This is a genomic window from Christiangramia qingdaonensis, from assembly GCF_048381525.1.
Taxonomy (GTDB): domain Bacteria; phylum Bacteroidota; class Bacteroidia; order Flavobacteriales; family Flavobacteriaceae; genus Christiangramia.
The window spans coordinates 200,114-226,876 of record NZ_JBLWIM010000008.1; the positions used below are offsets into that span (position 1 = coordinate 200,114).

24 protein-coding genes are annotated in these 26,763 nt (G+C 39.3%); 10 read left to right on the plus strand and 14 right to left on the minus strand.

Annotated features, from left to right (window positions below; all coding sequences use genetic code 11):
• Positions 1-172: 172 nt before the first annotated feature.
• Together ACNI3T_RS01615 and ACNI3T_RS01620 are read left to right on the plus strand one after the other, a co-directional pair.
• Positions 173-2,572: an alpha-ketoacid dehydrogenase subunit alpha/beta gene (locus tag ACNI3T_RS01615; protein ID WP_418226343.1), complete on the plus strand. Its 2,400-nt coding sequence runs from the start codon at positions 173-175 to the stop codon at positions 2,570-2,572.
• 132 nt (positions 2,573-2,704) lie between these two features.
• Positions 2,705-3,580 (plus strand): alpha/beta fold hydrolase, encoded by an 876-nt coding sequence (locus ACNI3T_RS01620; RefSeq protein ID WP_418226344.1) that lies wholly within the window; start codon positions 2,705-2,707, stop codon positions 3,578-3,580.
• Positions 3,581-3,902: 322 nt separating this feature from the next.
• Here the strand turns inward: ACNI3T_RS01620 and ACNI3T_RS01625 are convergent, their stop codons facing one another.
• From ACNI3T_RS01625 to ACNI3T_RS01640, 4 genes are all read right to left on the minus strand, one after another.
• Positions 3,903-4,232: a hypothetical protein gene (locus ACNI3T_RS01625; protein ID WP_418226345.1), complete on the minus strand. Its 330-nt coding sequence runs from the start codon at positions 4,230-4,232 to the stop codon at positions 3,903-3,905.
• An 80-nt stretch (positions 4,233-4,312) separates the two neighbouring features.
• Positions 4,313-4,873 (minus strand): hypothetical protein, encoded by a 561-nt coding sequence (locus ACNI3T_RS01630; protein ID WP_418226346.1) that lies wholly within the window; start codon positions 4,871-4,873, stop codon positions 4,313-4,315.
• A gap of 63 nt (positions 4,874-4,936) precedes the next feature.
• Positions 4,937-5,776, minus strand: a complete 840-nt coding sequence (locus ACNI3T_RS01635; RefSeq protein WP_418226347.1) for a 1,4-dihydroxy-2-naphthoyl-CoA synthase — start codon at positions 5,774-5,776, stop codon at positions 4,937-4,939.
• A gap of 103 nt (positions 5,777-5,879) precedes the next feature.
• Positions 5,880-6,287: a DUF2059 domain-containing protein gene (locus ACNI3T_RS01640; protein ID WP_418226348.1), complete on the minus strand. Its 408-nt coding sequence runs from the start codon at positions 6,285-6,287 to the stop codon at positions 5,880-5,882.
• 132 nt (positions 6,288-6,419) lie between these two features.
• Here ACNI3T_RS01640 and ACNI3T_RS01645 point away from each other — a divergent pair, with 132 nt between their 5' ends.
• Positions 6,420-6,875: a hypothetical protein gene (locus ACNI3T_RS01645; RefSeq protein WP_418226349.1), complete on the plus strand. Its 456-nt coding sequence runs from the start codon at positions 6,420-6,422 to the stop codon at positions 6,873-6,875.
• Here ACNI3T_RS01645 and ACNI3T_RS01650 read toward each other — a convergent pair.
• From ACNI3T_RS01650 to ACNI3T_RS01670, 5 genes are all read right to left on the minus strand, one after another.
• Positions 6,869-7,717: a CvfB family protein gene (locus ACNI3T_RS01650; protein WP_418226350.1), complete on the minus strand. Its 849-nt coding sequence runs from the start codon at positions 7,715-7,717 to the stop codon at positions 6,869-6,871. The genes ACNI3T_RS01645 and ACNI3T_RS01650 overlap by 7 nt on opposite strands.
• A gap of 101 nt (positions 7,718-7,818) precedes the next feature.
• Positions 7,819-8,163, minus strand: coding sequence for a DUF2853 family protein (locus ACNI3T_RS01655; RefSeq protein WP_418226351.1), 345 nt, complete (start codon positions 8,161-8,163; stop codon positions 7,819-7,821).
• 68 nt (positions 8,164-8,231) lie between these two features.
• Positions 8,232-9,965: a 2-succinyl-5-enolpyruvyl-6-hydroxy-3-cyclohexene-1-carboxylic-acid synthase gene (menD, locus tag ACNI3T_RS01660; protein WP_418226352.1), complete on the minus strand. Its 1,734-nt coding sequence runs from the start codon at positions 9,963-9,965 to the stop codon at positions 8,232-8,234.
• A gap of 50 nt (positions 9,966-10,015) precedes the next feature.
• Positions 10,016-11,161 (minus strand): chorismate-binding protein, encoded by a 1,146-nt coding sequence (locus ACNI3T_RS01665; RefSeq protein ID WP_418226354.1) that lies wholly within the window; start codon positions 11,159-11,161, stop codon positions 10,016-10,018.
• A complete protein-coding gene (locus tag ACNI3T_RS01670; RefSeq protein ID WP_141877339.1) occupies positions 11,158-11,580 on the minus strand; it encodes a PaaI family thioesterase in 423 nt (140 codons plus the stop codon). The genes ACNI3T_RS01665 and ACNI3T_RS01670 overlap by 4 nt, the downstream gene beginning before the upstream one ends.
• A gap of 48 nt (positions 11,581-11,628) precedes the next feature.
• Here ACNI3T_RS01670 and ACNI3T_RS01675 point away from each other — a divergent pair, with 48 nt between their 5' ends.
• Together ACNI3T_RS01675 and ACNI3T_RS01680 are read left to right on the plus strand one after the other, a co-directional pair.
• Entirely contained in the window at positions 11,629-12,270 is a 642-nt protein-coding gene (locus ACNI3T_RS01675; protein ID WP_418226355.1) for an alpha/beta hydrolase, read from the plus strand.
• On the plus strand, positions 12,270-13,532 hold the full coding sequence (locus ACNI3T_RS01680) for an Nramp family divalent metal transporter (protein ID WP_418226356.1): 1,263 nt from the start codon (positions 12,270-12,272) through the stop codon (positions 13,530-13,532). The genes ACNI3T_RS01675 and ACNI3T_RS01680 overlap by 1 nt, the downstream gene beginning before the upstream one ends.
• Here the strand turns inward: ACNI3T_RS01680 and ACNI3T_RS01685 are convergent.
• From ACNI3T_RS01685 to dnaK, 3 genes are all read right to left on the minus strand, one after another.
• On the minus strand, positions 13,499-15,340 hold the full coding sequence (locus ACNI3T_RS01685; RefSeq protein WP_418226357.1) for a cytochrome-c peroxidase: 1,842 nt from the start codon (positions 15,338-15,340) through the stop codon (positions 13,499-13,501). The genes ACNI3T_RS01680 and ACNI3T_RS01685 overlap by 34 nt on opposite strands.
• A 61-nt stretch (positions 15,341-15,401) precedes the next feature.
• On the minus strand, positions 15,402-16,961 hold the full coding sequence (locus ACNI3T_RS01690; protein ID WP_418226358.1) for a PhoX family protein: 1,560 nt from the start codon (positions 16,959-16,961) through the stop codon (positions 15,402-15,404).
• 316 nt (positions 16,962-17,277) lie between these two features.
• Positions 17,278-19,209 carry a molecular chaperone DnaK gene (gene dnaK, locus ACNI3T_RS01695; protein ID WP_418226359.1) on the minus strand — a complete coding sequence of 644 codons (1,932 nt, stop codon included), beginning with the start codon at positions 19,207-19,209 and terminating at the stop codon, positions 17,278-17,280.
• A 217-nt stretch (positions 19,210-19,426) separates the two neighbouring features.
• Here dnaK and ACNI3T_RS01700 point away from each other — a divergent pair, with 217 nt between their 5' ends.
• On the plus strand, positions 19,427-20,860 hold the full coding sequence (locus ACNI3T_RS01700) for an L-serine ammonia-lyase (protein WP_418226360.1): 1,434 nt from the start codon (positions 19,427-19,429) through the stop codon (positions 20,858-20,860).
• A gap of 65 nt (positions 20,861-20,925) precedes the next feature.
• On the opposite strand, the gene ACNI3T_RS01705 is transcribed toward ACNI3T_RS01700, so the two are convergent.
• On the minus strand, positions 20,926-22,548 hold the full coding sequence (locus ACNI3T_RS01705) for a dihydroxyacetone kinase subunit DhaK (protein ID WP_418226361.1): 1,623 nt from the start codon (positions 22,546-22,548) through the stop codon (positions 20,926-20,928).
• A gap of 168 nt (positions 22,549-22,716) precedes the next feature.
• On the opposite strand from ACNI3T_RS01705, the gene ACNI3T_RS01710 reads away from it, so the two are divergent.
• Together ACNI3T_RS01710 and ACNI3T_RS01715 are read left to right on the plus strand one after the other, a co-directional pair.
• The gene (locus tag ACNI3T_RS01710) at positions 22,717-23,403 is read left to right on the plus strand and encodes a CPBP family glutamic-type intramembrane protease (protein WP_418226362.1); all 687 of its coding nucleotides are present in this window, start codon (positions 22,717-22,719) and stop codon (positions 23,401-23,403) included.
• A gap of 246 nt (positions 23,404-23,649) precedes the next feature.
• Complete coding sequence (locus ACNI3T_RS01715) at positions 23,650-24,675, plus strand: formylglycine-generating enzyme family protein (RefSeq protein WP_418226363.1); 1,026 nt, start codon at positions 23,650-23,652, stop codon at positions 24,673-24,675.
• Here ACNI3T_RS01715 and ACNI3T_RS01720 read toward each other — a convergent pair.
• Complete coding sequence (locus tag ACNI3T_RS01720) at positions 24,672-24,965, minus strand: hypothetical protein (RefSeq protein WP_418226364.1); 294 nt, start codon at positions 24,963-24,965, stop codon at positions 24,672-24,674. The genes ACNI3T_RS01715 and ACNI3T_RS01720 overlap by 4 nt on opposite strands.
• A 211-nt stretch (positions 24,966-25,176) precedes the next feature.
• Between ACNI3T_RS01720 and panB the strand changes: the two genes are divergently transcribed.
• Both panB and ACNI3T_RS01730 read left to right on the plus strand, forming a co-directional pair.
• The gene (gene panB / locus ACNI3T_RS01725; protein WP_141877328.1) at positions 25,177-25,995 is read left to right on the plus strand and encodes a 3-methyl-2-oxobutanoate hydroxymethyltransferase; all 819 of its coding nucleotides are present in this window, start codon (positions 25,177-25,179) and stop codon (positions 25,993-25,995) included.
• A 61-nt stretch (positions 25,996-26,056) separates the two neighbouring features.
• Positions 26,057-26,761: an RluA family pseudouridine synthase gene (locus ACNI3T_RS01730; RefSeq protein WP_418226365.1), complete on the plus strand. Its 705-nt coding sequence runs from the start codon at positions 26,057-26,059 to the stop codon at positions 26,759-26,761.
• The last annotated feature ends 2 nt before the right edge of the window (positions 26,762-26,763 follow it).

The window sequence follows — 26,763 nt, forward strand, 5'->3', positions numbered from 1 at the left end:
ATACTCAGAACAATTTCATATTTGTCAACGAATTCTGAATCTCACGCCTAATATTTCTGAAATAAATAATAAATAAAGGTTAAATTTGAATTATTATCAGTTTTATGGTGAAAATTTGAATTGTGTATAATTTTGATTTTCGCTACATTTGCTTCTATTCAAAATAATGTTCATGCAAAGCGAAACACAAACTGAAAATTCTATTTCATTTGATGAATTCAAGTCTCAGGTACTTGAAGATTACAAAATTGCTGTTACCAGCAGAGAATGTAGTCTTTTAGGTAGACGAGAAGTACTTACCGGGAAGGCGAAGTTCGGAATATTTGGAGATGGAAAGGAAGTACCACAACTGGCGATGGCCAAAGCTTTCAAGAATGGTGATTTTAGATCGGGTTACTACCGTGATCAAACTTTTATGATGGCTATAGGCGCTCTTACTCCGGAGCAGTTATTTGCCGGTTTATATGCAGATACGAATCTTGATAATGAACCAATGTCTGCCGGAAGACAGATGGGTGGTCATTTTATGACGCATAGCCTCGATGAGAACGGAGAATGGAAAAATTTGATGGAACAGAAGAATTCCAGTTCAGATATTTCTCCTACAGCTGGGCAAATGCCGCGATTACTTGGTCTTGCTCAGGCATCCAAGATCTATAGAAATGTTGATGGAATTTCTGCAGAGAAATTCACAGATAATGGTAACGAAGTAGCATGGGGAACCATTGGAAATGCCAGTACAAGTGAAGGTCATTTCTGGGAAACCATTAATGCTGCCGGTGTTTTGCAGGTACCAATGGTGATGAGTGTTTGGGATGACGAGTATGGTATTTCTGTACACGCCAGACATCAAACAACTAAAGAAAATATATCTGAAATCCTTAAAGGCTTTCAGCGTGATGAAGAACATGATGGTTATGAGATCATTGTGGTAGAAGGCTGGAATTATCCTGCGTTAGTAGATGCTTATGAAAAAGCATCCTCCATCGCACGTGCAGAGCATTGCCCGGTTCTAATTCATGTACAGCAGTTAACACAGCCTCAGGGTCACTCAACTTCTGGATCTCATGAAAGATATAAATCTGAAGACAGATTGAACTGGGAGAAAGAACATGATTGTAATGTGAAGTTTCGCGAGTGGATTATTGAAAATAATTTCTCCAATGCTGAAGATCTTGATGCGATGGAGAAAGAGATCAAAAAACAGGTAAGAACTGCCAAAAGTAATGCCTGGAACAATTATTTAAAACCAACTTTAGCTAGAAAGAAGCAAGTGGTAGAACTTCTTGGTAAGGTAGCTGGTAGTAGTTCTAACGGGAACTTTATCAATTCCCTTAAAGAGAAAATTGCCAATGACCGAGAACCTTTGAAGAAAGATCTTATTTCTGTAGCAAGACAAACCTTAAGATATACAATAGGTGAATCTTCTGCTGAAAAAGATGAATTACTTAATTGGTTAAGTGAATTTGGAGAGGAAAACAAAGATGAGTATAGTTCACATCTTTATATCGATGAGAACACATTAACAGAAGTACTTCCAGAATACGATGAGGAAGTAGATGAAGTGGATGCTCGAATTATATTAAGAGAAAATTTTGATCAGATCTTTGAAAATCATGCAAATGCTTTGATCTTTGGGGAAGATGCAGGTGAGATTGGTGATGTAAACCAGGGGCTTGAAGGACTTCAGAATAAATACGGAAAATTCAGAGTTTCTGATGCCGGGATTAGAGAAGCAACTATTCTTGGACAGGGAATTGGAATGGCAATGAGAGGACTACGTCCAATTGCTGAAATCCAGTACCTTGATTACGTAATGTATTGCCTTCAGGGAATGAGTGATGATCTTGCAACACTGCACTACAGAACTAAAGGAATGCAAAAAGCGCCTTTAATCGTTAGAACTAGGGGGCATCGTCTCGAAGGTATCTGGCATAGTGGCTCACAAATGGCCGGTATTCTCAACCTTGTAAGAGGAATGTATGTGCTTGTTCCTAGAAACATGACGAAAGCTGCTGGTTTCTACAACCATCTGTTGGAATTAGATACCCCAGCATTAGTTATCGAGTGCCTTAATGGATATAGACTTAAAGAGAAGTTACCTACGAACCTTAAGGATATCAAGACGCCTATTGGAGTTACTGAAACTTTAAAAGAAGGTACAGATATTACTCTTGTTTCCTACGGTTCTACATTGCGAATTGTAGAAGAAGTCGCGAAGGAATTAACTCAGGTTGATATTGATGCTGAAGTGATAGATGTTCAGTCTCTTCTACCTTTTGATATTAATCATGACATCGTTAAAAGTGTTCAAAAGACAAACCGACTATTGGTTATCGATGAAGATGTTCCTGGAGGAGCTTCAGCCTATATCCTGCAGAAAGTTCTTGATGAACAGAATGCCTACAGATACCTGGACAGTAAGCCGCAAACCTTAACAGCTAAGGAACATAGGCCTGCCTACGGTACAGACGGTGATTATTTCTCTAAACCATCTGCGGAAGATATTTTCGAAAAAGTGTATGCGATCATGCACGAAACCAATCCTAATAAATATCCGAAACTACGATAGTAAAATCTATCTTTTTATACAAGCCGCGAATCGTTCGCGGCTTTTTTGTTTTCCTTAACCACACTTTAAGACGTGCTTTCGAAAGACTTATCTCTAAGATCGTAGCTTTATAGTTATTGAAATAAAATGATTATGAGTAAGGAAATTGAAGACGTGATCAAAAATCACAAACGAGAAGGAAAATATTTTGACATTAACGGTATCAACACATTCGCTCTGGACAAAGGAAGTGGTGAAGTGGTTTTTTGTGTTCATGGGGTGCCTACTTCCTCTTTTCTATACAGAAAAGTTATAGATTCGCTAGTTGAGAAAGGTCACCGTGGTGTCTCTGTAGATCTTCCCGGACTAGGCCTAAGCGACCGGCCAGAGGATTTTGATTATGAATTCAATAATTTCGCCGACTTCCTTACAGACTGTTTAAAGGAATTAAACATTGAAAAGTTTCATTTAGTAGTCCATGATATTGGTGGTCTTGTTGGGTTTGCGCTAGCTGCTAAGAATCTTGAAAAGGTAAAATCAATTACTATACTGAATACGATGATAGATATTCAGAATTTCAAGAAGCCACTGGTAATGCGACCATTCGAGAAAAAAGTTTTGGGTGAAGCTGAGTTAATTTCTATCACTCACGCTACCTGGCCAGTTATGTTTTCTCAAATGGGCGTCAATGATTCTTCATGCTCTTCTTCTGCGGAAATTAAAGCATATGTTGATCTTCTGAAAAGAGAAGATGATGGAAAAGCTTTTCTGAAGCTTATGAGAAATTTCAACCAAACTGAAGAATTTCAGAATTTAGTACAGACTGCTTTGAAAGATGTAGACTATCCAATTCAGGCAGTGTGGGGTGAGGATGATCCGGCTCTAACCTATGATCATTTCAGCAAAGAACTTGAGGAATTAACCGATACTCAGGAAACACATTTACTCTCATCAAGACATTTGTTGCAGGAAGAGGTTCATGAGGAAATTGCTGAAAAGATTGATGATTTGATTAAAAAAACATATTAGATTCCAAACATATCAGGATTAAAAAAAGCCGTGTAAATCTACACGGCTTTTTTTAATATGGTCGTTGATTTATTTATTGATTTTCCCTGCTATAGTACATCATAGGTCCATCGCAGTCTTCTACAGTGTTCTTCAGAATATTTTCTTCATCCTGAAGAACATACAGATATTCTTCCCTACTCAAACAACTTGAAAAGATACCAATATCCTCTGGAGTCGGTTCTCCATCATAAATCAGCGTATAAGCCGAGGTATCATATTGCGATTTAGTTACTTTAAAGTTTCCTTCTACTTTAATAGTATCATTCTGCCTGATCCTGATCTATTCAACCGTTTTATCTTCCCTGAAAGTATAAGTATCCTGGAAATCCATTTCATCTCCTTCTTTTGTACACTCCTCGGTATTACTACAGCTCATTTTAAATAATTTCCAAACTTGAGGTAGTTCTACTTCAATTTCGGTATCTGATTCTTCTTCCTTATCGCCGCTATCAGCGTCGCTTTCAGCTTCGGTTTCAGTTTGTTCCTCAGTAGCTTCTTCAACCACTTCAGGTTTCTCCTTTAGAACTTCCTGATCAAGAATTCCCGGATCTGAATCTTCAGAACACGCAAAAATCAGAAATAATGACATCAGAATAAGCAGCTTTTTCATGTTGAAGTTTTAAGTCGATTTGAAATATAGTTTTAGCCAAGACCGTGAAATTACACTTCAACATCTTGTTTTAAATAATCCTATAACCAGGTAAAGTTAGTCAGCTTAAAACCAACAAAACAATCATCTGCACAATTCTTATTTACATAGCCACAAGTATTGATAACTCCTTCGGAAGTAGTATCAAAATAGATAAGGTTGGAATCAGTATCGATAGTCAGATATTCTGCAAAACAAAGGCTATATAGCTCATCTATGGTCAGAATTTCTGCTCCACTCTCATGCGTTCCAAGATCAGAACCCGCCTCCATGTATTCCTCTACAGTTTCAGTTTCGGCTGGATTCTCTTCCTGGGGCTGGGTAGAGATAAATTCTCTACTTACCACTTCCCCATTTTCAACCTTAATTGTAGTTGAAGTAGCGAAGCCTGTCCAGGATGCTGTCTCTATGGTATACTCATAGCTATCCTTGTTAGTACTTTTCAATGAAATCCATAGATCTTTGCTTTCTGAAGAATTGATGCCACTTTCACCAACGAATTCCTTTTCACTATTAGAATTATCATCGCTACTACAAGAGCTAAAGCTTACAACTGTTAGAAATAGAACAAAGAATTTGTATACTATTTTCGGGAATTCCATAATCATTTAAAGTTTAGTTCTACTATAAAGACGCTCTTTTCCTGAAATGGTTGCGTGAATTCTCTATGGAATCCACTTCTTTTCAAAATTTGGCTTTCTTTTTTCTAAAAATGCATCTCTACCTTCTTTAGCTTCATCTGTCATATATGCCAGTCTGGTGACCTCCCCGGCAAATACCTGCTGCCCTACCATCCCATCATCGGTAAGATTCATGGCAAATTTCAGCATTTTGATAGAAGTCGGCGATTTTTCTAAAATTTCCTGTGCCCATTCAAAGGCAGTAGTTTCCAATTCTTCATGCGGGATCACGGCATTCACCATACCCATTTCATAAGCTTCCTGAGCGGAATAGTTTCTTCCTAAAAAGAAGATCTCTCTGGCCTTCTTCTGTCCCACCATTTTAGCGAGGTATGCAGAGCCATAGCCGGCGTCAAAACTGGTGACGTCCGCATCTGTCTGCTTAAAGATCGCATGTTCCTTAGAAGCCAGCGTAAGATCGCAGACCACATGCAAGCTGTGACCTCCACCTACTGCCCATCCGGGAACCACACAGATCACTGCCTTTGGCATAAACCTAATAAGTCGTTGTACTTCCAGAATATTCAACCTGTGATATCCATCGTCACCAACATAACCCTGGTGGCCTCTCGCTTTCTGGTCTCCTCCACTGCAAAATGCCCATTTTCCATCTTTTGTAGAAGGTCCTTCAGCAGAAAGTAGTACCACACCAATAGATGTATCTTCATGTGCATCCTGAAAAGCATGCAGAAGCTCTGAAGTTGTTTTTGGTCTGAAGGCATTTCTAACATCTGGTCGGTTGAAAGCAATTCTTGCAACCCCATCTGCCTTTTTATAAGTTATATCCTCATATTCACGTACTGTTTTCCAGTTTATCGTAGCCATACAAATAGTTTTCAGTAAAAATAAAGTTTTAAGTTCACTTCAGAAAGTAGATAAAAAAACCTGTTCCAGGGAACAGGTTTAGATCATACTTATCAGTACATAATTATTGCATATATTTTGCCATCATAGGTTGTAATTCCATTCCCCAGGCCTGGCCTATCTCCATAGCTTTTTTCGTTATGTCTGGAGTAAGTTCTACCATCTTCTCTCCTACCGGTGTAGCATAGAATGCAAGGATCTCATCAAGTTCTTCTTCTGTAAACTTTTCAGTATAGATAACCGCCATTTTCTTATACAGTTCCTCAGTGCTGGCAGAAAGTTCTTTCTTAAATTCTTCTCTTTTATCTTCAGCAACCATTTTCACGATTGGCTCGGTCATAATATCGAATTGCTGTCCTGAAGTAAGCTCGATTAATTTAATCGCTTTTGTTTCTTCTGAAGTCATTTGCTCCTGCGCCATAGATGTAAATCCAATAAACGCAACTCCAATACTTAATATTAATTTTTTCATATTTGTGTTCAATTTTATAATTTGGAAGTGAAAATAATCGTTTTTACAAAACTGTTTCAATAATTTCTAAAAGAATTGGAACATATTTAATGTTTTTGCACCATTTTTGATATTCTTCAGAAAAAACTGATCATGAGAATTCTTTACATCCTACTTTTTTTGCTGGCAGGTTTTAGTACTTCTGCCCAAGAATTCGGGTATTGGGATCGTGAGGATTTCGAAATTGGCAATCGTAGTATCCAAAACGACTGGAAAGATTTCAGTTTTAACTGGCAGCAACCTTCAGAATTTAATATTTCTGATGGTTCTTTTATGCATCTTCGGAATGATATTCAGAAAGACCAGATCGATATGCTGGCAATCATAGACAAATCTAATAGAAATAAGATCACTCGAGAAATCGACCTTGGATCTCCGCTTCCGCAGAGAACCAGAGAAAAGAAAATTTTTGAAGTAACGGGAAATATTCAAGCTAGAGATAGAAATGATTCTTTTAGCAACCCATTCTATAATCCGTTTTTGAACAATTACAATCAGCGTAGTTATGGAGTGAGAAGATATAACACTCCATATCGATATATCTATTGACTCTGCTCTTCCTCTTTTAAAGCGATTCCGTCTTCATTCAAATCGATTTGCCTGTTCTTGTAAAGGCTTCCAATTGCTTTTTTAAAGCTCTTCTTGCTCATTTGCAATCTCGATTTGATATCTGCAGGATCAGACTTATCAGTTAGATCAATAAACCCTCCGGACGACTCAAGCTTATCCAGGATTTTTTGCGCATTTGGCTCGATACTTCGATATCCCGGCCTTTGCAACATGATATCAATCTTATTATCTGTTCTAATTTTCTTGATAAAACCTCTTAGAGAATCACCAATTCGTAATTTTTTAAAGACTTCATCGTGATAGATCAAACCTAAGTGTAACTGGTTAATGATCACATTAAAACCAAGGTCGGTTTCGTTACTCACGATTAGATCCACTTCTTCAAATGGTTCTACGGTAAGTTCAGAATTATCCAAAAATGCATGAACTTTGGAAGATGCAGTAAGTCGTTCTGTTTCGAGATCCAGGTAACAGAACACGAGATAGCGCTCTCCTTTCTGCATTGGGATAACCTGTTCCTTAAAAGGTACAAATAGATGTTTCTCCAGTCCCCAATCCAGAAATGCCCCGAATTTACTAACCTCAACACAGGTAAGATTTTCAAATTGATCTAACTTGATCTTCGGCTTCAAAGTTGTTGCTACCGGTCTTTCTGAATGATCCAGGTATACAAAAACATTGATCTTATCATAAACCTTCCAGGTTTCAGGAACGTATTTATTAGGCAAAAGCACCTCATCACCGGCATCGTTCTCAAGATACACACCGTGATCACTTTCTCTAATAATACTTAATTCATGGTATTCTCCTAACCTGATCATAGTCTAAAAATTTAGCATACAAAGATACTGTTAATCAGCAATAAAAAAATCCGTTTATGAGATTATCACACAAACGGATCTTTATATATGGTTGAAGTAATCTATTTGTACATACTTTCCTTACCAAAGTGCTTGGTTAGAAGGTAGTAAATTACCACTCTGTATTTATTACGATTTGATTTTCCGTATTTTTCCATCACCTGACTAATAGCTTCGTCTGCTTCCGCTTCATCGGTAATTCCAAGCTTTTTCATAACGAAGTTATTCTTTACTGTTTCCACTTCAGATTTACTTGAAGCTGCAACAGTTGCAGCATCTGAGTTGTAGATACTTGGACCCATGGATTGAGCCAGTTTCCGCAGAAGATCCACATCAGGATTATCCTCTCCCACTTTGGTTTTAAGGTCATCGATATACTGACCTACTTTTTCATCAAGTTTACTCATGATCTAAATTTTAAGTTTTAGCTCAGGTAAGTTAATAAAAAAGTAAAAAAGAAGCCTACAGCAGCCTACTAAGATTTCATAAAACTGAAATATTCCAACAATACTTTGTCGTTCATCTTACGCGGAGTAAAAATTTCCAGCAATTTCGGTTTTTCAGAAGCATCAAAGAAAGCTTTCAGTTCATGCTCTATTTCCTTTTCATTGGAAGCTTTCGAATAGTAGAAACCGTGAAGCTCACAAACAGGTTTCGCCTGCAATTCATGAGTAGTTTCGAAAAAGGTATCAAAATTCTCTGAATCTTTATTTCCTGGTAATATTCTGAAAATACCTCCTCCGTAATTATTCAAAAGAATTATGCGGTAATTGGATGGTATATGATCATTCCAAAGTGCATTGCTGTCATAAAAGAAGCTTAGATCACCAGTAATGAACAAAACAGGTTTATCTGAAGCTACCGCAGCTCCTACCGAAGTTGAAGTACTACCATCGATCCCACTGGTTCCTCGATTACAGAAAGTGTTAAGACTTCGATCCCATTCAAAAAGCTGCGCATATCTTATCGTAGAACTATTCGCGAAATGCACAATACTGTGATCTGGTACCTCTGGTACGATCAATTGCATCGCTTTAAGATCTGAATATGGGATCTCAGACATATATTCTTCATGACGTTGCTGCCGGTTGGATTTTACATCTTTCCAGAAATTTCCATAATCGCTGTCTACTGTCTCGATAAGTGGCATAAATGAGTGAAAGAAATCATTTACCTCTGTTTCAAAATGTTTGTTCAAACAAAAGAAAGTATTGTACGCCTTTTTAGAATCTACATGCCAGTGATGCTTAGGATTGTAATTTCGCAGAAAGTTTTTGATCTTTTTTGATACGATCATTCCGCCAAAAGTTAGCAAAATATCGGGCTGCAATTTTTTGAATAATTCCTCTTTATTTTCTTCTTTTTCGATTGGTCCTACCAAGGTATCGATCCTGGTAAAGAAATCTGGATGATGTATATTGGATGTAGTTTCAGTAAAAACAATCACGCTGGGATCTTTAGCGAGCATATCCAGAAATTGCTGTTCTATAAGGTTTGGCTGGGCCACCCCGACGATCACCATCTTACGTTTGGCGCTATTCCACTCCTGTACATAGCTATTCAATTGCGCTTCTATATAGTGCTTTTCATTCACCTCGGGAAGGATCTGTAAAGGATCTACTTCTATATGTTCTACCGTATCATAAAGTGGCTCATAGAAAGGTACATTTATATGCACAGGACCCTTGTCTTCTATTGCCTTATTCAAAGCCAGGTTAATTTCCCGTTCGTTATGCTTACGTGCTTCAAATTGTTTCTGCTGAAGCTTGGCATCTTCAGATTGATGTTCCAGTACCAGTTCAGAATAGAGATTTGCAGAATACAGGATATGATTTTCGAAAACGTTCTTCTGTCTGATGGTTTGTCCGTCACCAATATCAATACGCTCTATGGGACGATCTGCGGAAATAACCACCAATGGAATATCACTATAAAATGCTTCAGCGATCGCCGGATAATAATTTAGCAATGCTGAACCTGAAGTACATACCAGTGCCACAGGAGTTCTCTTCTGTTGAGCAATTCCCAACGCGAAAAATGCTGCACAACGCTCATCTACAATACTATAAGCTGTAATATCATCATGATGCGTAAAACCGATCGTTAAAGGTGCATTTCTCGAACCTGGCGAAATTACTACATGCTTTATATTCTTGGCAACGCAAAGAGCTACCACAGATCTCGCTACCGGTATTTTTGAATATTTCATAGACTCCCAAAATTAGTATTTACGTCTAAGCTGGAAAGAGTTTTTGAAGCTTATTTAACAAGAACCCTACGCATGGTGACAGATTTATTTACCGTCTCATACCATTCTTCACCTGCATTGGAATCCTTGGTGATGCCCCCACCAACAAAAATTTTTGCGATATCCTGCTCCAGTTTCATACAGCGAAGGTTTACATACAGGTTAGAAACCCGGGAGATCGAAGCAAATTGCTGATTTTCCTGATTGCGCCGATTCGAATTCCTCTTCACTTCCTTGCTGAGTTGAACTTCGCCGAGATATCCACTATAATATTCTCTATCTATTTCTTCATTCTGAAGGATAAACTGCAATGCCTCAGCCTTCGGAATGCCACAGATCGCCGGTGTAGGATGAAGCGCCGTCACTATTCTGGAAAGTGCAGAACTTGAATCAAAAGATCCCTGGATGTCGGTTCTTATATGCAACAGGTTTCCTGCTTTTACACTATAAGGCTCTCCGATCTTCAGTTCTTTAACTTCTGAAATCTTTTGCAACTCTTTATCGATATAACTGGTTACAATTGCCTGCTCCTCTATTTCTTTTTTTCGCCATGTAATTTCCACATCTTCCTCGAAAACCTGGGTGCCGGCAAGAGCCATCGTTTTAAATCTGTTACGCTCTGAATGAAGAAGTGTTTCCGGGGTAGCCCCCATCCACGTGCCCGTTTCCGGATGGTACCAGAAATAAACGAAAGCATCCTCATACCTGTCGAGTAATCTTCTAAAAATGGGAATGGGATCGGGATCGTGGACCTTAACCTTTTCAGCCCTGGCCAGTACGATCTTATCAATACTGCTATTCTTGATCTGGTCAATACCAGACTGCACTAATTGTTCATGCCTTATCTGGTCCTGAGAATTCCTAGTTGGCATAGGCTTTTCAGGCTGTGGTGGAACTGGTTGATTTACTGGTCGGTTTTGGTAATTACAATTAAAAACTTCAGCTTCAGCCATAGGAATAAGCAGGGATCGATTCAAAGAATCAAAGGCTGCAAATACAAATCCCGGCGTGTCCAGACCTTCGCCACAATAGCTTTCCGCAGAGGTTTGAGAGATGAGCTTTACACTATTCTCCCCAGGTTTTCGATAGGCGACAAATGGAAATTCTTTATCGGACTGAGTTCTTATACTGGCAAATAATTCTTCTTCTGTGATCATTTGGTTTCTTTTGGAAGAGCGATGGTCGTTAACTTCACCAGGGAGATCAGGCGATCCTCCTCATCAGTGATCTTTATTTCAAATAATTGCGTGGTGCGGCCTTTATGAATAAAAGTCGCTTTCGCATAAACCCATCCCTCTTTCACACTTCTAAGGTGATTTGCAGCGATCTCAATGCCCCGAATAAAAAAGTTATCGGTATCCAGAAAAACATAACTGGCCATACTTCCAACACTTTCTGCCAGGGCTACTGTCGCACCGCCATGTAAAACTCCATCAGGTTGATGAACTCTTGAATTCACCGGCATTTTAGCGATCAGGTAATCTTCTCCAATTTCAGAAAACTCTATTTCAAGGGTTTCCATAAGTGTGTTCTTACAGACCTTTTTTGAAAGTTGCAGTACTTCTTCCTTCGTCATCTTTTAAAAGATTGGTTTATTTGTAAAAATACAAAACCTGCGACAACCATGAGTAAGGAGAAAAGTCTTTCTTATACCATTCACAACACCTATTCTACCCTTAATGAACATTCTGAAAAGACCAGAACTGTATGGTTGGTGCTACACGGAATTGGATATTTAAGCAGGTATTTTATAAGACATTTCAATCATCTGGACGCTGAAAATTATATCATAGCTCCCCAGGCTCAATCGAAATATTATCTCAACGGTGAGTACAGACATATGGGCGCATCCTGGCTTACCCGGGAGAATCTTGAAGCTGAGATCGAAAACGTGCTGATGTATCTCGATGCTGTTTATGATGCTGAAGATCTCTCAACTGTTCATAAACTAAATATTCTCGGTTATTCACAAGGTGTTTCTGTGGCTACCAGGTTCGTGGCCAGACGCAAAATTAAATGCGCCAATCTTATTATGCACTCCGGAAAAGTACCACAGGAACTTAATAAGGCAGATTTCGAGTTTCTGAAAGAAACCAATTTTCATTTTATATACGGAACACGGGATGAGTACCTCAAAAAAGGGATCATAGAAGTTGAAGAATCAAGATTGAAGGAAATATTTGGGAAGGAGATCAATATTCATGCTTTTGAAGGTGGACACGAACTAAACCAGGAAATTATCACTAAAATTGCTAAAACGAGCTGATGCCGAAAAGTAGATCAATTTTGAGATCTTTGGGTCCGGGCTTCTTGCTTGCCGGAGCCGCAATTGGAGTTTCGCATTTAGTACAGGCGACCAGAGCCGGTGCAGACTACGGATTCCTACTCATCTGGATCTTATTGCTCGCGTGCATAACGAAATATCCATTTCTCGAATTTGGTCCCCGGTACGCTGCTTCCACGGGTGAACATCTCATCCAGGGTTACAGGCGTCTGGGTAAATTGCCTTATGCACTGTTTATCTTTATTACGGTGGGTAGCATGTTCATAATTCAGGCGGCAGTTACGATCGTAACCGCCGGTCTTGCTGAACAACTTTTTGGAATCGCGTTGGGAACTTTGAGCTGGAGTCTTATCATTTCTGCTATTTGTATCGCTCTACTCCTAATTGGAAGATACCCGGCACTGGACAAATCCATGAAATTCATCGTTAGCTTACTTGGGTTGGCTACTTTGATCGCAGTCGTGTTGGCGTTTGGTGACGGGAGGCTTGATCGTTCGCTATCCATTGCATCACCAGATATCTGGAATACCGCAAGTATAGCTTTTATTATTGCCTTTATGGGTTGGATGCCAATTCCGTTAGATGCCGCCGTATGGCATTCAATCTGGACCAGGGAAAAATCGGTATCCACTGGAAAAATAAGTATCAGGGAAGCATTTGCAGATTTCAACGTGGGTTACCTGGCCGCGGCAATTATTGGTTTGTTGTTTTTTCTAATGGGAGCACTTATAATGTTCGGTTCCAATACAGAATTTTCAGGGAACGGTGTAGAATTTTCGGGACAGTTGGTAGCGCTTTACGGAGCTACTTTGGGACCCTGGAGCGAAACGCTGGTAGCGATCGCTGCCCTTATCGCTATGTTCTCTACTACCCTTGCGGTCACAGATGCATTTCCCCGAGTGCTTTCCGAAGTTTATATGATCGAAAAACCTGAGGCAACAATCTCTGAAAAATGGAATTCCTACCGACTGGCAATTTTTATCATTCCGGCTGTGGCACTGGTAATACTTTCCTATTTTAGTATGACATTTACGGTCCTCATAGATTTCGCTACAGCCTTATCTTTTCTATCAGCTCCCTTGCTCGCATGGTTCAATTATAAACTTGTAACCAGCAATGTTATGAGAAAAGAAGACCAGCCTGGTAAGCAGTACCGAATTTTCAGTTTATGCTGCCTTGTGGTGCTGGTACTCTTCAATTTCGTTTATATCTATACTTTGCTAAATGAAAGATCCTTTTTGTGACCAGTTACCTTAGTATCTGTTAGCGTTTTTAAGTAGGCTACCAGAGCAGCCTGTTCGTCTTCATTGAGTTCCAGATTATCAAAGGGCAAGGTTTGAAGTGGCAGATCAAATCCTAATCCAGCTCCACCTCCTTTATTATAAAAGTCAATTACCTGCTCTAGATTCAAATAAACTCCGTTATGCATGTATGGAGCCGTTAGGGCTATATTTCGCACTCCTGGGGTTTTGAACATTCCTTTATGCTCTTCAACTCGGTAGCTCCAATAAAAACCGGTATCATCGTCCAGTTTATTATTTGCAGCTGTTTCAGGAACACCTATAACCTCCTTTTCGGTTTCAGTATAGAATGGCGGAACGGTTCCATTGGTGAGGGGTAAAAAATGACAGGTAGCACACAGGGCTTTGCCGGCAAATAAATTAAATCCGCGTTTTTCCTGCTCTGTGAAGGTGTTTTCCTTGCCAGAAATATTTCTGTCGAATTTACTATTCATTCCATTAAGTGTGGAAATATATGCAGACAATGCTTTGATAAGTTCTGTATTACCCCGCGGAATACCACCAAAGGTCTGCTGGATCATTTCCTGATAGGTAGAATCCTGTAAAATTTCTTCGGAAAATTCATGCACTCCGGTATCAAATTCTTTTTTATTAGTAAATACTGAAGAGATTTGTTCTATCAAACCTTCAGATCTACCATCCCAGAAAAATCCTCGCTGATAAACCGAATTAATAAGGGTGGGTGTATTTCTACTTAGCTCCATTCCCTGATTGTCTTTACTGAAAGTTAAACCATCTGCATAGGCCTTTTCTGGAAGATGACAGGTCGCGCAGGCCATACGTCCATTTTTCGAAAGCTTTTTCTCGAAAAATAATTTCTCGCCAAGCGCTATTTTCATTCCAGAATTCTTTCTGTTTACATTCTGCATGAAATATTCAGGCTTAAAAGAATCCTCTTCAAAAAATGTTGGCGCATCAAAATTGAAAGGTTGATTGACAGTACTTTCCCAAAGTCCCGAAGTATTTCTAATTTGCAGCCATAAGCTGGTGATATCATTTAAATACTCTCTGGTAAACTCGTAACGATCGAAGGTCTCGAAATCTGTATTTTCTTCCAGATAATTAGCTGAACTTATTAGCTTTTGCTGAAATCTTTTATCTAAATCTATATCCTTCTGCTGGATAATTTTTTGAAGTGTAAGAACATATACTTCATTCAAAGCTTTTAACGAGATAGCCGCTTCCTCTATCCCCAAATGACTAACTGGAGTATCAAATCCAGTGATCGAATGACTAAGTATCCTTAATAATTGTTGCTGTGTTGCAATAAAAAAGCGTTCTGTGGTGAGCTCTCGCTTGACTATATTCTTCTGAAGGTTTCTCATTAATCCCAGCGTAACTTTCAGTTCTTCCTGAAATTCCTGCTCTGTAACTTCCCTGTCATAAATACTTTCCTCTATCTTTTGCAATCCAACCGCCGGCATAAACCTGGAATTATCCTCAAGAAAGACTGGAAGTGCAGGTCCATTTACACGATGTCCCACTGCAGGATTTAAATACGCCGCAAAGGGTTCGGCTTTTTTCCATTCCTGTCTTGCTTTCTTAAAAAGCTCTTTATTAGAAGGATCATCCAAACCATTATTTTTTATTTCAGATAAATGCTGAATACTGTTATTTAACGAATTTTGGTAGAATTTGTGCGCCTGAGTCCAGCCCTGATTATTTTCAGAATTAAGAGCAAGACATTCCGATTCTTGCTTACATGAAAACTGGGCAATTAGAATGATTGCCACAAGTATTTTTTTGAACATATTTCTATAAATAAGAACAGGTCTTCGTAAAAACGAAGACCTGTAGAAACTAAAATTCGAATTATCTAGGTAACCCTCTTAGTAAAACTATTTGTGATGCCTGGTCATCTTCGCGGTCAGCATTTGTATGACCGTCTAAATTCATAAAATCACTGCTTTCCCAATAGTGCGGTTGCACAGCAAGAAGAAAAGTTCCTGGTTCTCCAATTTTGTCTGAAACATCTATTAATGAACCAAATTCACCGCTTAAACCTGTAGAATTTTCCGGATCCAGATCCTGGCGCACTACTAGCTCAAGCACATGCTGAATATTTTGTCCATTGAGATCTGACTGATAAATATAAGCGGAATGTCCTCTACTAAAGCTGTTTGGATCTTCCTGGATGTAGACGAAATTTTCAGTAACACAGATATTATCAGGACTTTGCAGCGCCCCTAAATTCCCATCCATATTGTTGGTATCTGTGTTTCCACTAACAATCTGAGTTAGTTTACCTGAAAGTGGGGAGTTTTCATCCAGCTCAAGTTTATACACAGTACCCCAGTCATTATAAGTACCTCTGCCTGGACCTCTACCGGTAACCGCGAAATAAACATTTCTAGCATTAGAATCGGTTCCTTTCTGGTAATCTACGTCTTCAACTCTCATAAATTGAGTAGCAAGCACGTTGGTGCTGGCTGTTTCCATTTCATCCTTAGTGAGATCCTTACCATTCTCGATCTCAACAAATTCTACTTCGTAGGTTGATTGAAGATCAAAACTTGACTCATTATAGACAACATCAGATTCTACAGCTTTTTTTCCATCCATCCCATCTGAAACTTCTTTCGCTCGAAGCACGTAGATCTTCCCGTTTTCCAGATCATCATCGGCATTTTCAGAATAATAAAGCACCACCTGTCCTTCAGAACCAGATGAATCATCATCGCCTCCAATGATTACAGTCTTTCCAGAGTACGCATCTTTAGGAAGTGGTACAGCGTTTTCCCAGGAAAATTCACCAAGTGCATCAAGTCCGAAATCTGCCTGCGGAGTTGGATTTTCTACCCATGGATCTATACCTTTTACATCGTAATTAATACTTTCTGAAGCTGATAGGAAAAGATCTTTGGATCCACCATGAATACTGGCTTCCCACATAGTGGCAGAACATTGTCGTGCATAATCTGAAACACCAGAATTTAATAGATAGTCTCCGCTTACTGGGTTCATGAATTGGTCAAATCTAATTCTCGCTACTGCATAACTATCTTCACAGTTCACGACATACATATAACCATCACCGTCTTTTAGAAATCCTGCGCCGTCAGCAGAACCTGCCAGTTGGAAATCATCTCCTACCACGTCTGGTGTACTTAACAAAGAATAAGCCTGAACGAAGCTGAATTGCGAGGACATGGCAACTAATGGATCCACCGCACTTTTATTTTCGAATATTTCCGGAGCTGGAGTAAAATCCTCTCCGTCTTCGCCATCTTCTCCATTTATTCCATCTATACCATCCTGGCCATCGATCCCATTTGTACCATCTACACCGTCTTCAGCTTCGCAACCGCTAATTGCCGATGATAAAGCGGCTAGTAAAAATAGCCGACCCATAAAATTTGTAATTCTGTTCATTTGAAAAAATAATTTAAGTTGTTTAGTTGTTATAAAAATACAGTTTGAACTCAGCCAGGATGTTAAGCCACTGTAGTACTTAAATTAACTTAAAATCACTTTTAGGTTAAGGCGTTAAGTTTGGTTTAATTCGCAAAAAATTGATATTAAGGAAACTTGTATCAGTTTAAAAACCGCTAAGAGAATAGTGCAAATTGAATGAGAACTATTACAGTTAAGGAATATGTTTACGGATGAAAAACACTTTGGTACAGATCAGGCCCAAAAAAAAACCCCGCATTTCTGCGGGGTTTTTCTAAAATATATAAGTTGTGAATTACTTCACTTCTTCAAAATCTACATCTTCAACATCATCTGCACCCTGAGAGGCTCCACCAGCAGCTGCTCCACCTTCAGCGCCTGTAGCACCTTGTTGTGGTCCACCTGGCTGACCGCCCTGAGCTTCTGCCTGAGCTTTATACATCTCTTCTGATGCAGTCTTCCATGCTTCATTCAACTTGTCTAAAGCTGGAGTAATTCGCTCAATCTCCTTAGTTTCGTAAGCTTTTTTCAACTCTTCTAGAGCTTCTTCAACTGGCTTCTTCTTGTCCTCAGAGATCTTATCACCAAATTCATTCAGTTGCTTTTCAGTCTGGAAGATCATGCTATCTGCTTCGTTAAGTTTATCAACTTTTTCCTTAGCCTGCTTATCACTTTCAGCATTCGCTTCAGCTTCTTTCTTCATCTTCTCGATTTCCTCTTCAGTTAATCCTGAAGAAGCCTCGATACGAATATCCTGAGATTTTCCAGTTGCTTTGTCTGTAGCACTTACTTTAATGATACCGTTAGCATCTATGTCGAAAGTAACTTCAATTTGTGGAGTTCCTCTCTGTGCCGGTGGAATACCATCTAAATGGAATCTACCAATCGTTTTATTATCTGCGGCCATTGGACGTTCTCCCTGAAGTACGTGAATTTCAACTGATGGCTGGTTATCTGCCGCCGTAGAGAAAGTCTGTGACTTTTTCGTTGGTATCGTAGTATTCGACTCGATTAGTTTTGTGTTCACTCCTCCCATGGTTTCAATACCTAAAGAAAGTGGAGTAACATCAAGAAGCAATACATCTTTTACATCTCCGGTTAATACACCACCCTGGATCGCTGCACCAATTGCCACAACCTCATCCGGGTTTACACCTTTCGATGGTTTTTTTCCGAAGAATGCTTCAACTTCTTCCTGAATCTTAGGAATACGCGTTGATCCACCAACAAGAATTACCTCATCAATATCACTCTTAGAAAGACCTGCATCGCTAAGTGCCTTCTTCACCGGCTCCATAGATCTTGTTACAAGTTCAGAAGCTAATTGCTCGAACTTAGATCTTGTAATAGTTTCCACAAGGTGTTTTGGTCCACTAGAAGTTGCAGTTACGTATGGAAGGTTAATCTCCGTTTGAGTAGAAGATGATAATTCGATCTTCGCCTTTTCAGATGCTTCCTTCAAACGTTGAAGTGCCATTGGATCTTTTCTTAGGTCGATATCTTCTGCTTTCTGGAAGCTATCAGCCAGGTAATCGATCAATACTTCATCAAAGTCATCTCCCCCAAGGTGAGTATCACCATTCGTAGAAAGTACTTCAAAAACACCATCACCTAGTTCAAGAATAGAGATATCAAATGTACCACCACCAAGGTCATACACAGCGATCTTCTGATCCTGAGATTTTTTATCCAATCCGTAAGCAAGTGCTGCAGCGGTTGGCTCGTTTATAATTCTTCTTACTTTTAGACCTGCGATCTCACCAGCCTCTTTTGTTGCGTGACGTTGAGAATCATTAAAGTATGCAGGCACTGTAATTACAGCTTCCGTCACATCATGTCCAAGATAATCTTCAGCTGTTTTCTTCATTTTCTGAAGCACCATTGCTGAAAGTTCCTGCGGAGTATAAAGACGACCATCGATATCCACACGTGGAGTATCATTGTCACCTTTAGTTACTTTGTAAGGCACTCTTCCAGCTTCCTTTTCAGATTCTGAGAATTTGTTTCCCATAAATCTTTTAATAGAAGCTACCGTTTTAGTCGGGTTGGTTACAGCCTGACGCTTTGCAGGGTCACCTACTTTTATCTCTCCACCTTCTACAAATGCAATTACAGATGGTGTTGTTCTTTTTCCTTCGGCATTAGGTATCACTGTTGGCTCACTACCTTCCATTACGGCAACGCAGGAGTTAGTGGTACCCAAGTCAATTCCAATTATTTTACTCATAACTATATAACTTGTTTTATGTTAGTTTATCAATTTTACACTCACTTGAAGTCAATCATTATGCCAGCGCTTTTCTTATGACAGACTGTCATTTTTAATTTATAACCATGTCATTACTGAGTTATCCTCACTAGATTTCTTCGGAATATTATTTTCGCAATTATATATGGGTAGCTTTATCAAATCCTTACTTTTGTGCTCAAATAATTTTATCTGAATGCGAAAAATCGAATGCATTAGCGTTTTTGATATGCTGAAGGTGGGCGTTGGTCCATCCAGTTCTCATACTCTTGGACCATGGCGGGCAGCACAACGCTGGATCGCTGAGTTGAAATCTAAAGAAAGGTTCGACCAGGTGGAAAAAATTCATGTAGATCTCTACGGATCTTTAAGTCTTACCGGGAAAGGTCACGCTACAGATATTGCCACGGTTCTGGGATTGCTGGGACATGATCCTGTAACTATGGATATTGAGATCCTAGATTCAGAGATTAGCAACGTTCGTGAAAGCGGCAGGTTATTATTAAATGGAGAACGAGAAATAGAATTCTCAATCTCTGAAAATATAAAATTCAATAGAAAATTCCTCGAATTTCACCCTAACGGAATGACATTTCGAGCATGTCTATTCAATAATAAGAAAACTTCTTCTTCGTTCTATTCCATAGGAGGCGGATTCGTAGTTAAAAAAGAACGTAAGAACGCCAGCAAGAAAATGAAGAATTTTCAGAATTTCCCTTTCTCAATTGAAAAGGCAACTGAACTACTGGCGTTTTGCAAACAGGAAAAGAAAACCATTTCAGAAATTGTGCTTGAAAATGAACGTTCTCTTCGTACAGATGAGGAGATCGATGCGAACTTCAAACAGATCTGGAACGTAATGCTGGAGTCCATGTATATTGGATGTCATACGGAAGGAACACTTCCAGGTGGTCTTAACGTGAAACGACGAGCTTTTGAAATGCACCAGCGTTTAATTGGTGACACTTCCTATACCAATGTAGAGGACTGGATTCCTGCGATTAGACAAACCGAAGTGAAATTTCGCCAGATCCTTAAATGGGTTACCTGCTTTGCTTTGAGTGTCAATGAAGTTAATGCATCCTTGGGAAGGGTTGTAACCGCTCCCACTAATGGTAGTGCTGGAACTGTTCCGGCTGTTTTGATGTATTACCTCTGTATCGAAAATCACGACGCTACTTACGAAGAGATCAAAAGATTTATGCTGGTTGCCGGCGAAGTAGGAAGCCTTTTCAAAAAAGGAGCTACCATTTCTGCAGCCATGGGCGGTTGCCAGGCAGAGATTGGAGTTTCATCAGCGATGGCCGCAGGTGGTTTAACCGAATTGATGGGAGGAACGCCAGAACAGGTTTTAATGGCCAGTGAGATTGCAATGGAACATCATTTAGGTTTAACCTGTGATCCTATTGCTGGTTTAGTACAGGTTCCATGTATCGAAAGAAATGCTATGGGTGCGATCAAAGCGATCAATGCTGCTGAAATTGCCATGGAAAGTGATGCAAGTCGCGCTAAGGTTCCACTGGATAAAGTGATCGAGACGATGTGGGAAACCGCAAAGGATATGAATAAGAAGTATAAAGAAACATCTGAAGGTGGTCTTGCAGTAAAAGTAAGCCTTAGTGATTGCTAATATTTAATAGAAAACCCACCCTGATTATACAATATTTCAAGGTGGGTTTTTCATTTTAACTTCAATTATTTAATAGCCGCCAGTTTTTCGAAAACCCTGGCAACAACTTCTGCTCCTGGATCCGAAACATTCTTCAAACTATCTTCTGATAGATAAGAAGACCTACCGAATTTAGTATCGGTGATTTCTTTAGTGGCATCAGCTCCTTTTCGTGCAGCCGACTTTACATCTTCCATACTTTCACCATTAGCGATCGCTTCAAAAGCTGGTTGCAGCGCATCTATCATTGTACGCTCCCCTTGTTTCGCGCCACCATAATCCTTCATTTTATCCAATCCGCTTAATAAAGCTTTTCCCAGATCATCATTTTCTTTCAAAGCATTTCCAGCTCTGGTAAATAAAAGTGAAAAAAGTACACCGCTAGATCCCCCTATTTCTCTGGAAAAAATTCTACCTATACTTATAAATAATTCCCAGTTTTTGGCATATGGCAACCTGTCAATAACTTCCAGTACATTCTTACCAGCGCTTGCAAAGGTAGAACCGGCATCACCATCTCCTACTTTTTCATCCAGAGCATTGATCTCATCTTTCATGTCGATTAATTCTTCAGCAATTTCCTTAAGTAACCTCTTGGTGCTGGCATTTTCCGAAGATTCAAAAGGAAGAGTTTCTGGCAGTTCCGGACTTTCAATAGAGCTGGCTTCTCCAAATTCACTAATGAACCAGGACGCAGGATCACAGGTTGCAAGCAAAGCTTCACTGATCTCCTCATCCAGTTTCACCACAGAAATGGAAAAACCTTTCATGTTCAGTGAAGTCATAAAACTTCCGGGACCTACGAGCAATTTCACATTCTTCGCCATTGAAGTTTTACTAAAAGAATTCAGCAATACGTTCATTTCGACCGGTGTAACACTTCCAAGATTATTCAAAATAAGTGCATACTCAGCTCCATTTGTATATTCCTGAAGTTTTTCCACTGCAGTTTCCATAAGCTTATCAGCTTTCTCAACGGCAATCTTCTCAACACCCGGTTCACCATGAATTCCAAGACCCAATTCAGCTTCAGATTCATCTAAACGAGATTCCTCTTTTCCCTGAAATTTCTGTCCTTCCTCTAACGAAAGACCTATGGAATAAGAATTTTGCGCAACTCTCTTTACCAGCTCTAAAATCTCTTCCAGGGACTTTCCTTCTTCAGATAAATATCCCGCCGATTTATGTACGAATAGCGTTCCGGCTAATCCTCTTTGTTCTGTATCTTCTCCTAAAGCTATATCATCTCCTACTATGATAGTTTCAACTTTATAACCCATTTCCCTTGCCTGCTCTGCCGCAAGACCAAAATTAAGTCTGTCTCCTGTATAGTTCTTAATTATCAAAAGACAACCTTTTTCTCCTGCTGTAGCTATAATCGCAGACAGTACTGCATCTACCGAGGGAGATGCAAATATATCACCGCATACAGCTGCAGTGAGCATTCCCTTCCCAACAAATCCCGCATGAGTTGGTTCATGTCCAGATCCACCACCAGACATAATTGCTACTTTAGATTTATCCCAGTCCTTCCGCAGAACTACACGAACCTCGGGGAAATTATCCAGTCTCGTGAGCTTAGGATTGGTAAGCAATCCTTGTATACCCTCATTTACAACCTGGTCCGCTTCATTTATAAAAAACTTCATAATCCTATTTTTCTTAAAGATAGAAAACACGAAAATCTAAGCTTTTTCCTAAGCCTTAATCTATTCATAAAGTTTTCAGACTAAAGATTAATTTAGAACACATTTACATTTTTAAGGTTTATTTCTGCTATTGCTCTTCTTATATTGCAGACTCAAACGCTACTATAAATGCCGCCAGAAGCCAGCCTGAGGTTTAAAATTTTCAACCTGCTAACTAATTTCGGAAAGATGCTTGGTTGTTATTTCCTTTTCTTCATACTACTGGCCGCTCTTCAATCCACATTTCCATCTTTCGATTACGATAAATATCAGCAAACCGAGATCTTCGAATTATTAAAAAAACAACCATGGAAATTTGCTTTTATGGCGGCCATTTTCGCGCCGATAATGGAGGAAGGTTTATTCCGAAGTTTACTTAAACCTACAGAATTTAGTCTCAAATTCTTTTTTTGCTGTGTTCTATTTATGATTGGTATCGCAATTATCCCGGAAGAAGCTCACTGGAGTCTGAAATACGGTGTACTAGGCGGGACTTTGCTGCTTGCTTTTTATGCCCTGGGGGAATTGATCCCGGAAGATATTTTTAGAAAGACCTGTTACTGGCTACACCGGTATTATTTGATCAATTGGATCCTTGGTGCTATCATTTTCGGTTTTGTCCATATTTTCAATTATGTAGATACTTTTCAAATTGACCTGGTATTATTCATAATGATCTTGCCCCGTATCATCGCAGGCTTTTTCTTCGGAAAAATAAAATTGGAGAATCGCGGATTGATCTGGCCCATGTTAATGCACAGCATGAATAATTCTATGGTACTGCTTTTTATCCTTCCCCTGAGTCTCTCCAATTAAAATCTTTAAGTCTTAGCCAAGAATTTTCCTTACTTCTGAAATTAAAGAAATAAATGTCATGAGGTCGTATGGGTTGTAATCGAAGCTTGAAAAAATGTTGCCAAATGGAAAAAGGGACGTCGTGTCGTAGTTGGCTGGTAAAGGGCTATTGCTTTGAATATAGACTTTGGCGTAAAACCGGATACTAAAGCATTTATTTTCCGGTTTTTTTATGTTTATATTTGAGACTCATTCATCAGGACAAACGTGAAAAACTTCATCTCTATATTCTTATTATCAGGCCTTCTGCTTACATCGTGTAAAGAAGAAAAATCAAGTGGTCCAATCCAGGTAATAGAACCTACCGAAACCCGTCAGGTTTCAGATTATCATAAGCAATATCTAAAGGAGATCTCCTATATCAAAACCAGAGCCGACTCCTCCTCTACCGAAAATATGATCAAACTTGAAGGTGGGGAATATTTGATGGGTGGAAAAACTGATCAGGCTAAAAAAAATGAATTACCAGTTCATAAAGTGGAGATCAAACCTGTATATGTAGATAAAACTGAAGTTACTAATGCCGAATTTGCTCAATTCGTTGAAGCTACCGGTTATGTTACTACTGCAGAAAGAAGTTTTGAGCTTAACGGGAAGACCTACGAACCTGGAGCTTTGGTTTTTGATCCCTATAATCCCGAGTGGTGGTGGAAATTTGTGAAAGGTGCGAACTGGCAACATCCGCAGGGTCCCGACTCTTCTATTGAAGGTAAGGAGAACTATCCCGTGGTGCAGGTTTCCTGGTATGATGCAATGGCCTATGCTAAATGGGCTGGTAAAAGACTACCAACAGAAGCTGAATTTGAATATTTTAATAGTGCAGGTCGTGATTCTCTTACTTACCATTGGGGAAATGATTTTGACATTGCCGCGCAACATGCGAATTTTTACCAGGGCGAATTTCCAAAAAAGAATACTGTAGAGGATGATTTTGAAAAAATAGCACCTGTAAAAAGCTTTCCTGAAAATGATTTCGGTTTGTATGAAACTACAGGAAACGTATGGGAATGGTGTCTGGACACCTATCATGCCGATGCTTACTCCAGAACTTCTGAAATGAAAGATGGATATTTTAAACACTACTACAACATGGAGCAGGAAAAAGTGATACGCGGTGGTTCATTTTTATGTGCTGAAAGTTATTGCAGCGGCTATCGCCTTTCGGCTAGAATGAGTTCGGTTCCGGATACAGGCTTAGAGCATACTGGTTTTCGGTGTGTAAAAGATACTTAATTACAGCTCTGCTTGCTCCGGGAATCCATTAGAAATAAGATCTTCCAGTTCCCGTCCATCTTCACTAAATTGAAAACATTGGTTCCGCAATGTGATTTTTCGCCTTTATAATAGAAGGTATAAGGCGTTGTTACTGTCGCCAGCAGTCCGTTTTCTTCTATTCTATACTCATGTATTTTTTCTTCAAATCTCACATTCTTCGGAATAGAGGCTATACTTTTTACAAATTCTGAATAAGCTGAAGTATTGATAGTTGATTTACCCTCAGCATTCCTACTTACAGATTTCAACTGAAGTGATTCCGTAGCAAAAGCTTTACGGTATCCTGCTCATGAAAAGCCTCGAAAAAATCTATAACCAATTGCTTTGGATTGTTCGATTGTGCATGGCTACTGAAGCAAATAAATATAAACGCCAGAAATATTAAGTTTTTCATAAGTCGAGGATTATTGACAGTGCTCCACGAATTTACTACTTTTACTGAAATTAAAATTTACGCGAATGTCGGTTGCCAAAAAACAGTACAAGAGAATAACAACAAAATCACTGGTAGATATGAAGTCCAACGGTGAAAAGATCAGCATGCTTACGGCATACGATTTCACTATGGCTCAAATCGTGGATGGCGCCGGTATAGACGTGATTTTGGTAGGTGATTCTGCAAGTAATGTAATGGCAGGTCATGAGACCACACTTCCAATTACCCTGGACCAGATGATCTATCATGCAACCAGTGTTGTAAGAGCGATCAATCGTGCCCTGGTAGTTGTGGATCTTCCTTTTGGAAGTTACCAGAGTGATCCCAAGGAGGCCTTGCGCTCCGCCATAAGGATCATGAAAGAAAGTGGTGGACATGCCGTAAAGCTCGAAGGTGGAAAGGAAGTTAAAGAAAGTATCAAGAGGATCATGCACGCAGGAATTCCGGTCATGGGACATCTTGGACTAACACCACAATCCATCTATAAATTTGGAACTTATACAGTTCGTGCAAAAGAAGAGCAAGAAGCAGAAAAACTGAAGGCAGATGCCCTGATGCTTGAAAAAATTGGATGTTTTGCAATTGTTCTTGAAAAAGTTCCTGCAAAACTGGCCAAAGAAGTTGCCGCAAGTTTAACCATTCCAGTAATTGGGATCGGTGCAGGAAATGGTGTAGATGGCCAGGTACTGGTTGTTCACGATATGCTTGGTATGACCCACGAGTTTAATCCAAGATTCCTTAGACGTTATGCAGATCTTCACGGAGAAATGACCAAAGCTTTTCAGAATTACAGAGATGATGTGAAAAGCAGCGCGTTCCCTTCAGATGATGAACAATATTAGACTTAAAATTCAGTACTGATCGATTGATTGGATCGTTCTAATTCTTTACAAAACTTAACTATTGAGTTCAGATAAAATAATTTCCACAAAGGATAATCTGCAGGTGCTGCATGAGGATAATCATATAATTATCGTCAATAAAAGACCGGGTGATATTGTCCAGGGAGATAAGACCGGTGACAAACCACTTTCTGAAGTGGTTAAAAGTTATATCAAAGAAAAATATAATAAGCCAGGAAATGTATACTTAGGCGTGGTTCACAGGCTGGATAGGCCTACCAGCGGGATCGTGCTGTTTTCAAAAACTTCAAAAGCACTTCCAAGACTCAATAAATTATTTCAGGATAAGGACGCGAAAAAAAATTACTGGGCCGTGGTTAAGGAAAAACCGCCAAGAGAAAGTGACGAGCTTATTCATTTTATGAAAAGGAATTCCAAACAGAATAAATCCTATGCCCATAAAAATGAAGTTCCTGATTCTAAAAAAGCGATCCTAGACTATAAATTGATCAAAAAGCTCGATCGTTATTATGTACTGGAGATAGACCTTCATACGGGTAGACATCACCAGATCAGGAGTCAGTTATCCGCCATTGGAAGTCCTATAAAAGGAGATCTTAAATATGGTTTTGATCGTAGCAACCGCGATGCCAGTATTCATCTTCATTCAAGAGAACTCAGGTTTATACATCCCGTGAAAAAAGAAGAGATCCATATCACAGCTCCTCCTCCAAAAGATCCTATCTGGGATGCAATTATGATTTAATT

What these genes read in the sequence shown, in the direction of transcription:
- ACNI3T_RS01615 (WP_418226343.1), top strand. Translation starts at nt 173, where the DNA reads ATGCAAAGCGAAACACAAACTGAAAATTCTATTTCATTTGATGAATTC.
- ACNI3T_RS01620 (WP_418226344.1), top strand. Translation starts at nt 2,705, where the DNA reads ATGAGTAAGGAAATTGAAGACGTGATCAAAAATCACAAACGAGAAGGA.
- ACNI3T_RS01625 (WP_418226345.1), bottom strand. Translation starts at nt 4,232, where the DNA reads ATGAAAAAGCTGCTTATTCTGATGTCATTATTTCTGATTTTTGCGTGT.
- ACNI3T_RS01630 (WP_418226346.1), bottom strand. Translation starts at nt 4,873, where the DNA reads ATGGAATTCCCGAAAATAGTATACAAATTCTTTGTTCTATTTCTAACA.
- ACNI3T_RS01635 (WP_418226347.1), bottom strand. Translation starts at nt 5,776, where the DNA reads ATGGCTACGATAAACTGGAAAACAGTACGTGAATATGAGGATATAACT.
- ACNI3T_RS01640 (WP_418226348.1), bottom strand. Translation starts at nt 6,287, where the DNA reads ATGAAAAAATTAATATTAAGTATTGGAGTTGCGTTTATTGGATTTACA.
- ACNI3T_RS01645 (WP_418226349.1), top strand. Translation starts at nt 6,420, where the DNA reads ATGAGAATTCTTTACATCCTACTTTTTTTGCTGGCAGGTTTTAGTACT.
- ACNI3T_RS01650 (WP_418226350.1), bottom strand. Translation starts at nt 7,717, where the DNA reads ATGATCAGGTTAGGAGAATACCATGAATTAAGTATTATTAGAGAAAGT.
- ACNI3T_RS01655 (WP_418226351.1), bottom strand. Translation starts at nt 8,163, where the DNA reads ATGAGTAAACTTGATGAAAAAGTAGGTCAGTATATCGATGACCTTAAA.
- menD (WP_418226352.1), bottom strand. Translation starts at nt 9,965, where the DNA reads ATGAAATATTCAAAAATACCGGTAGCGAGATCTGTGGTAGCTCTTTGC.
- ACNI3T_RS01665 (WP_418226354.1), bottom strand. Translation starts at nt 11,161, where the DNA reads ATGATCACAGAAGAAGAATTATTTGCCAGTATAAGAACTCAGTCCGAT.
- ACNI3T_RS01670 (WP_141877339.1), bottom strand. Translation starts at nt 11,580, where the DNA reads ATGACGAAGGAAGAAGTACTGCAACTTTCAAAAAAGGTCTGTAAGAAC.
- ACNI3T_RS01675 (WP_418226355.1), top strand. Translation starts at nt 11,629, where the DNA reads ATGAGTAAGGAGAAAAGTCTTTCTTATACCATTCACAACACCTATTCT.
- ACNI3T_RS01680 (WP_418226356.1), top strand. Translation starts at nt 12,270, where the DNA reads ATGCCGAAAAGTAGATCAATTTTGAGATCTTTGGGTCCGGGCTTCTTG.
- ACNI3T_RS01685 (WP_418226357.1), bottom strand. Translation starts at nt 15,340, where the DNA reads ATGTTCAAAAAAATACTTGTGGCAATCATTCTAATTGCCCAGTTTTCA.
- ACNI3T_RS01690 (WP_418226358.1), bottom strand. Translation starts at nt 16,961, where the DNA reads ATGAACAGAATTACAAATTTTATGGGTCGGCTATTTTTACTAGCCGCT.
- dnaK (WP_418226359.1), bottom strand. Translation starts at nt 19,209, where the DNA reads ATGAGTAAAATAATTGGAATTGACTTGGGTACCACTAACTCCTGCGTT.
- ACNI3T_RS01700 (WP_418226360.1), top strand. Translation starts at nt 19,427, where the DNA reads ATGCGAAAAATCGAATGCATTAGCGTTTTTGATATGCTGAAGGTGGGC.
- ACNI3T_RS01705 (WP_418226361.1), bottom strand. Translation starts at nt 22,548, where the DNA reads ATGAAGTTTTTTATAAATGAAGCGGACCAGGTTGTAAATGAGGGTATA.
- ACNI3T_RS01710 (WP_418226362.1), top strand. Translation starts at nt 22,717, where the DNA reads ATGCCGCCAGAAGCCAGCCTGAGGTTTAAAATTTTCAACCTGCTAACT.
- panB (WP_141877328.1), top strand. Translation starts at nt 25,177, where the DNA reads ATGTCGGTTGCCAAAAAACAGTACAAGAGAATAACAACAAAATCACTG.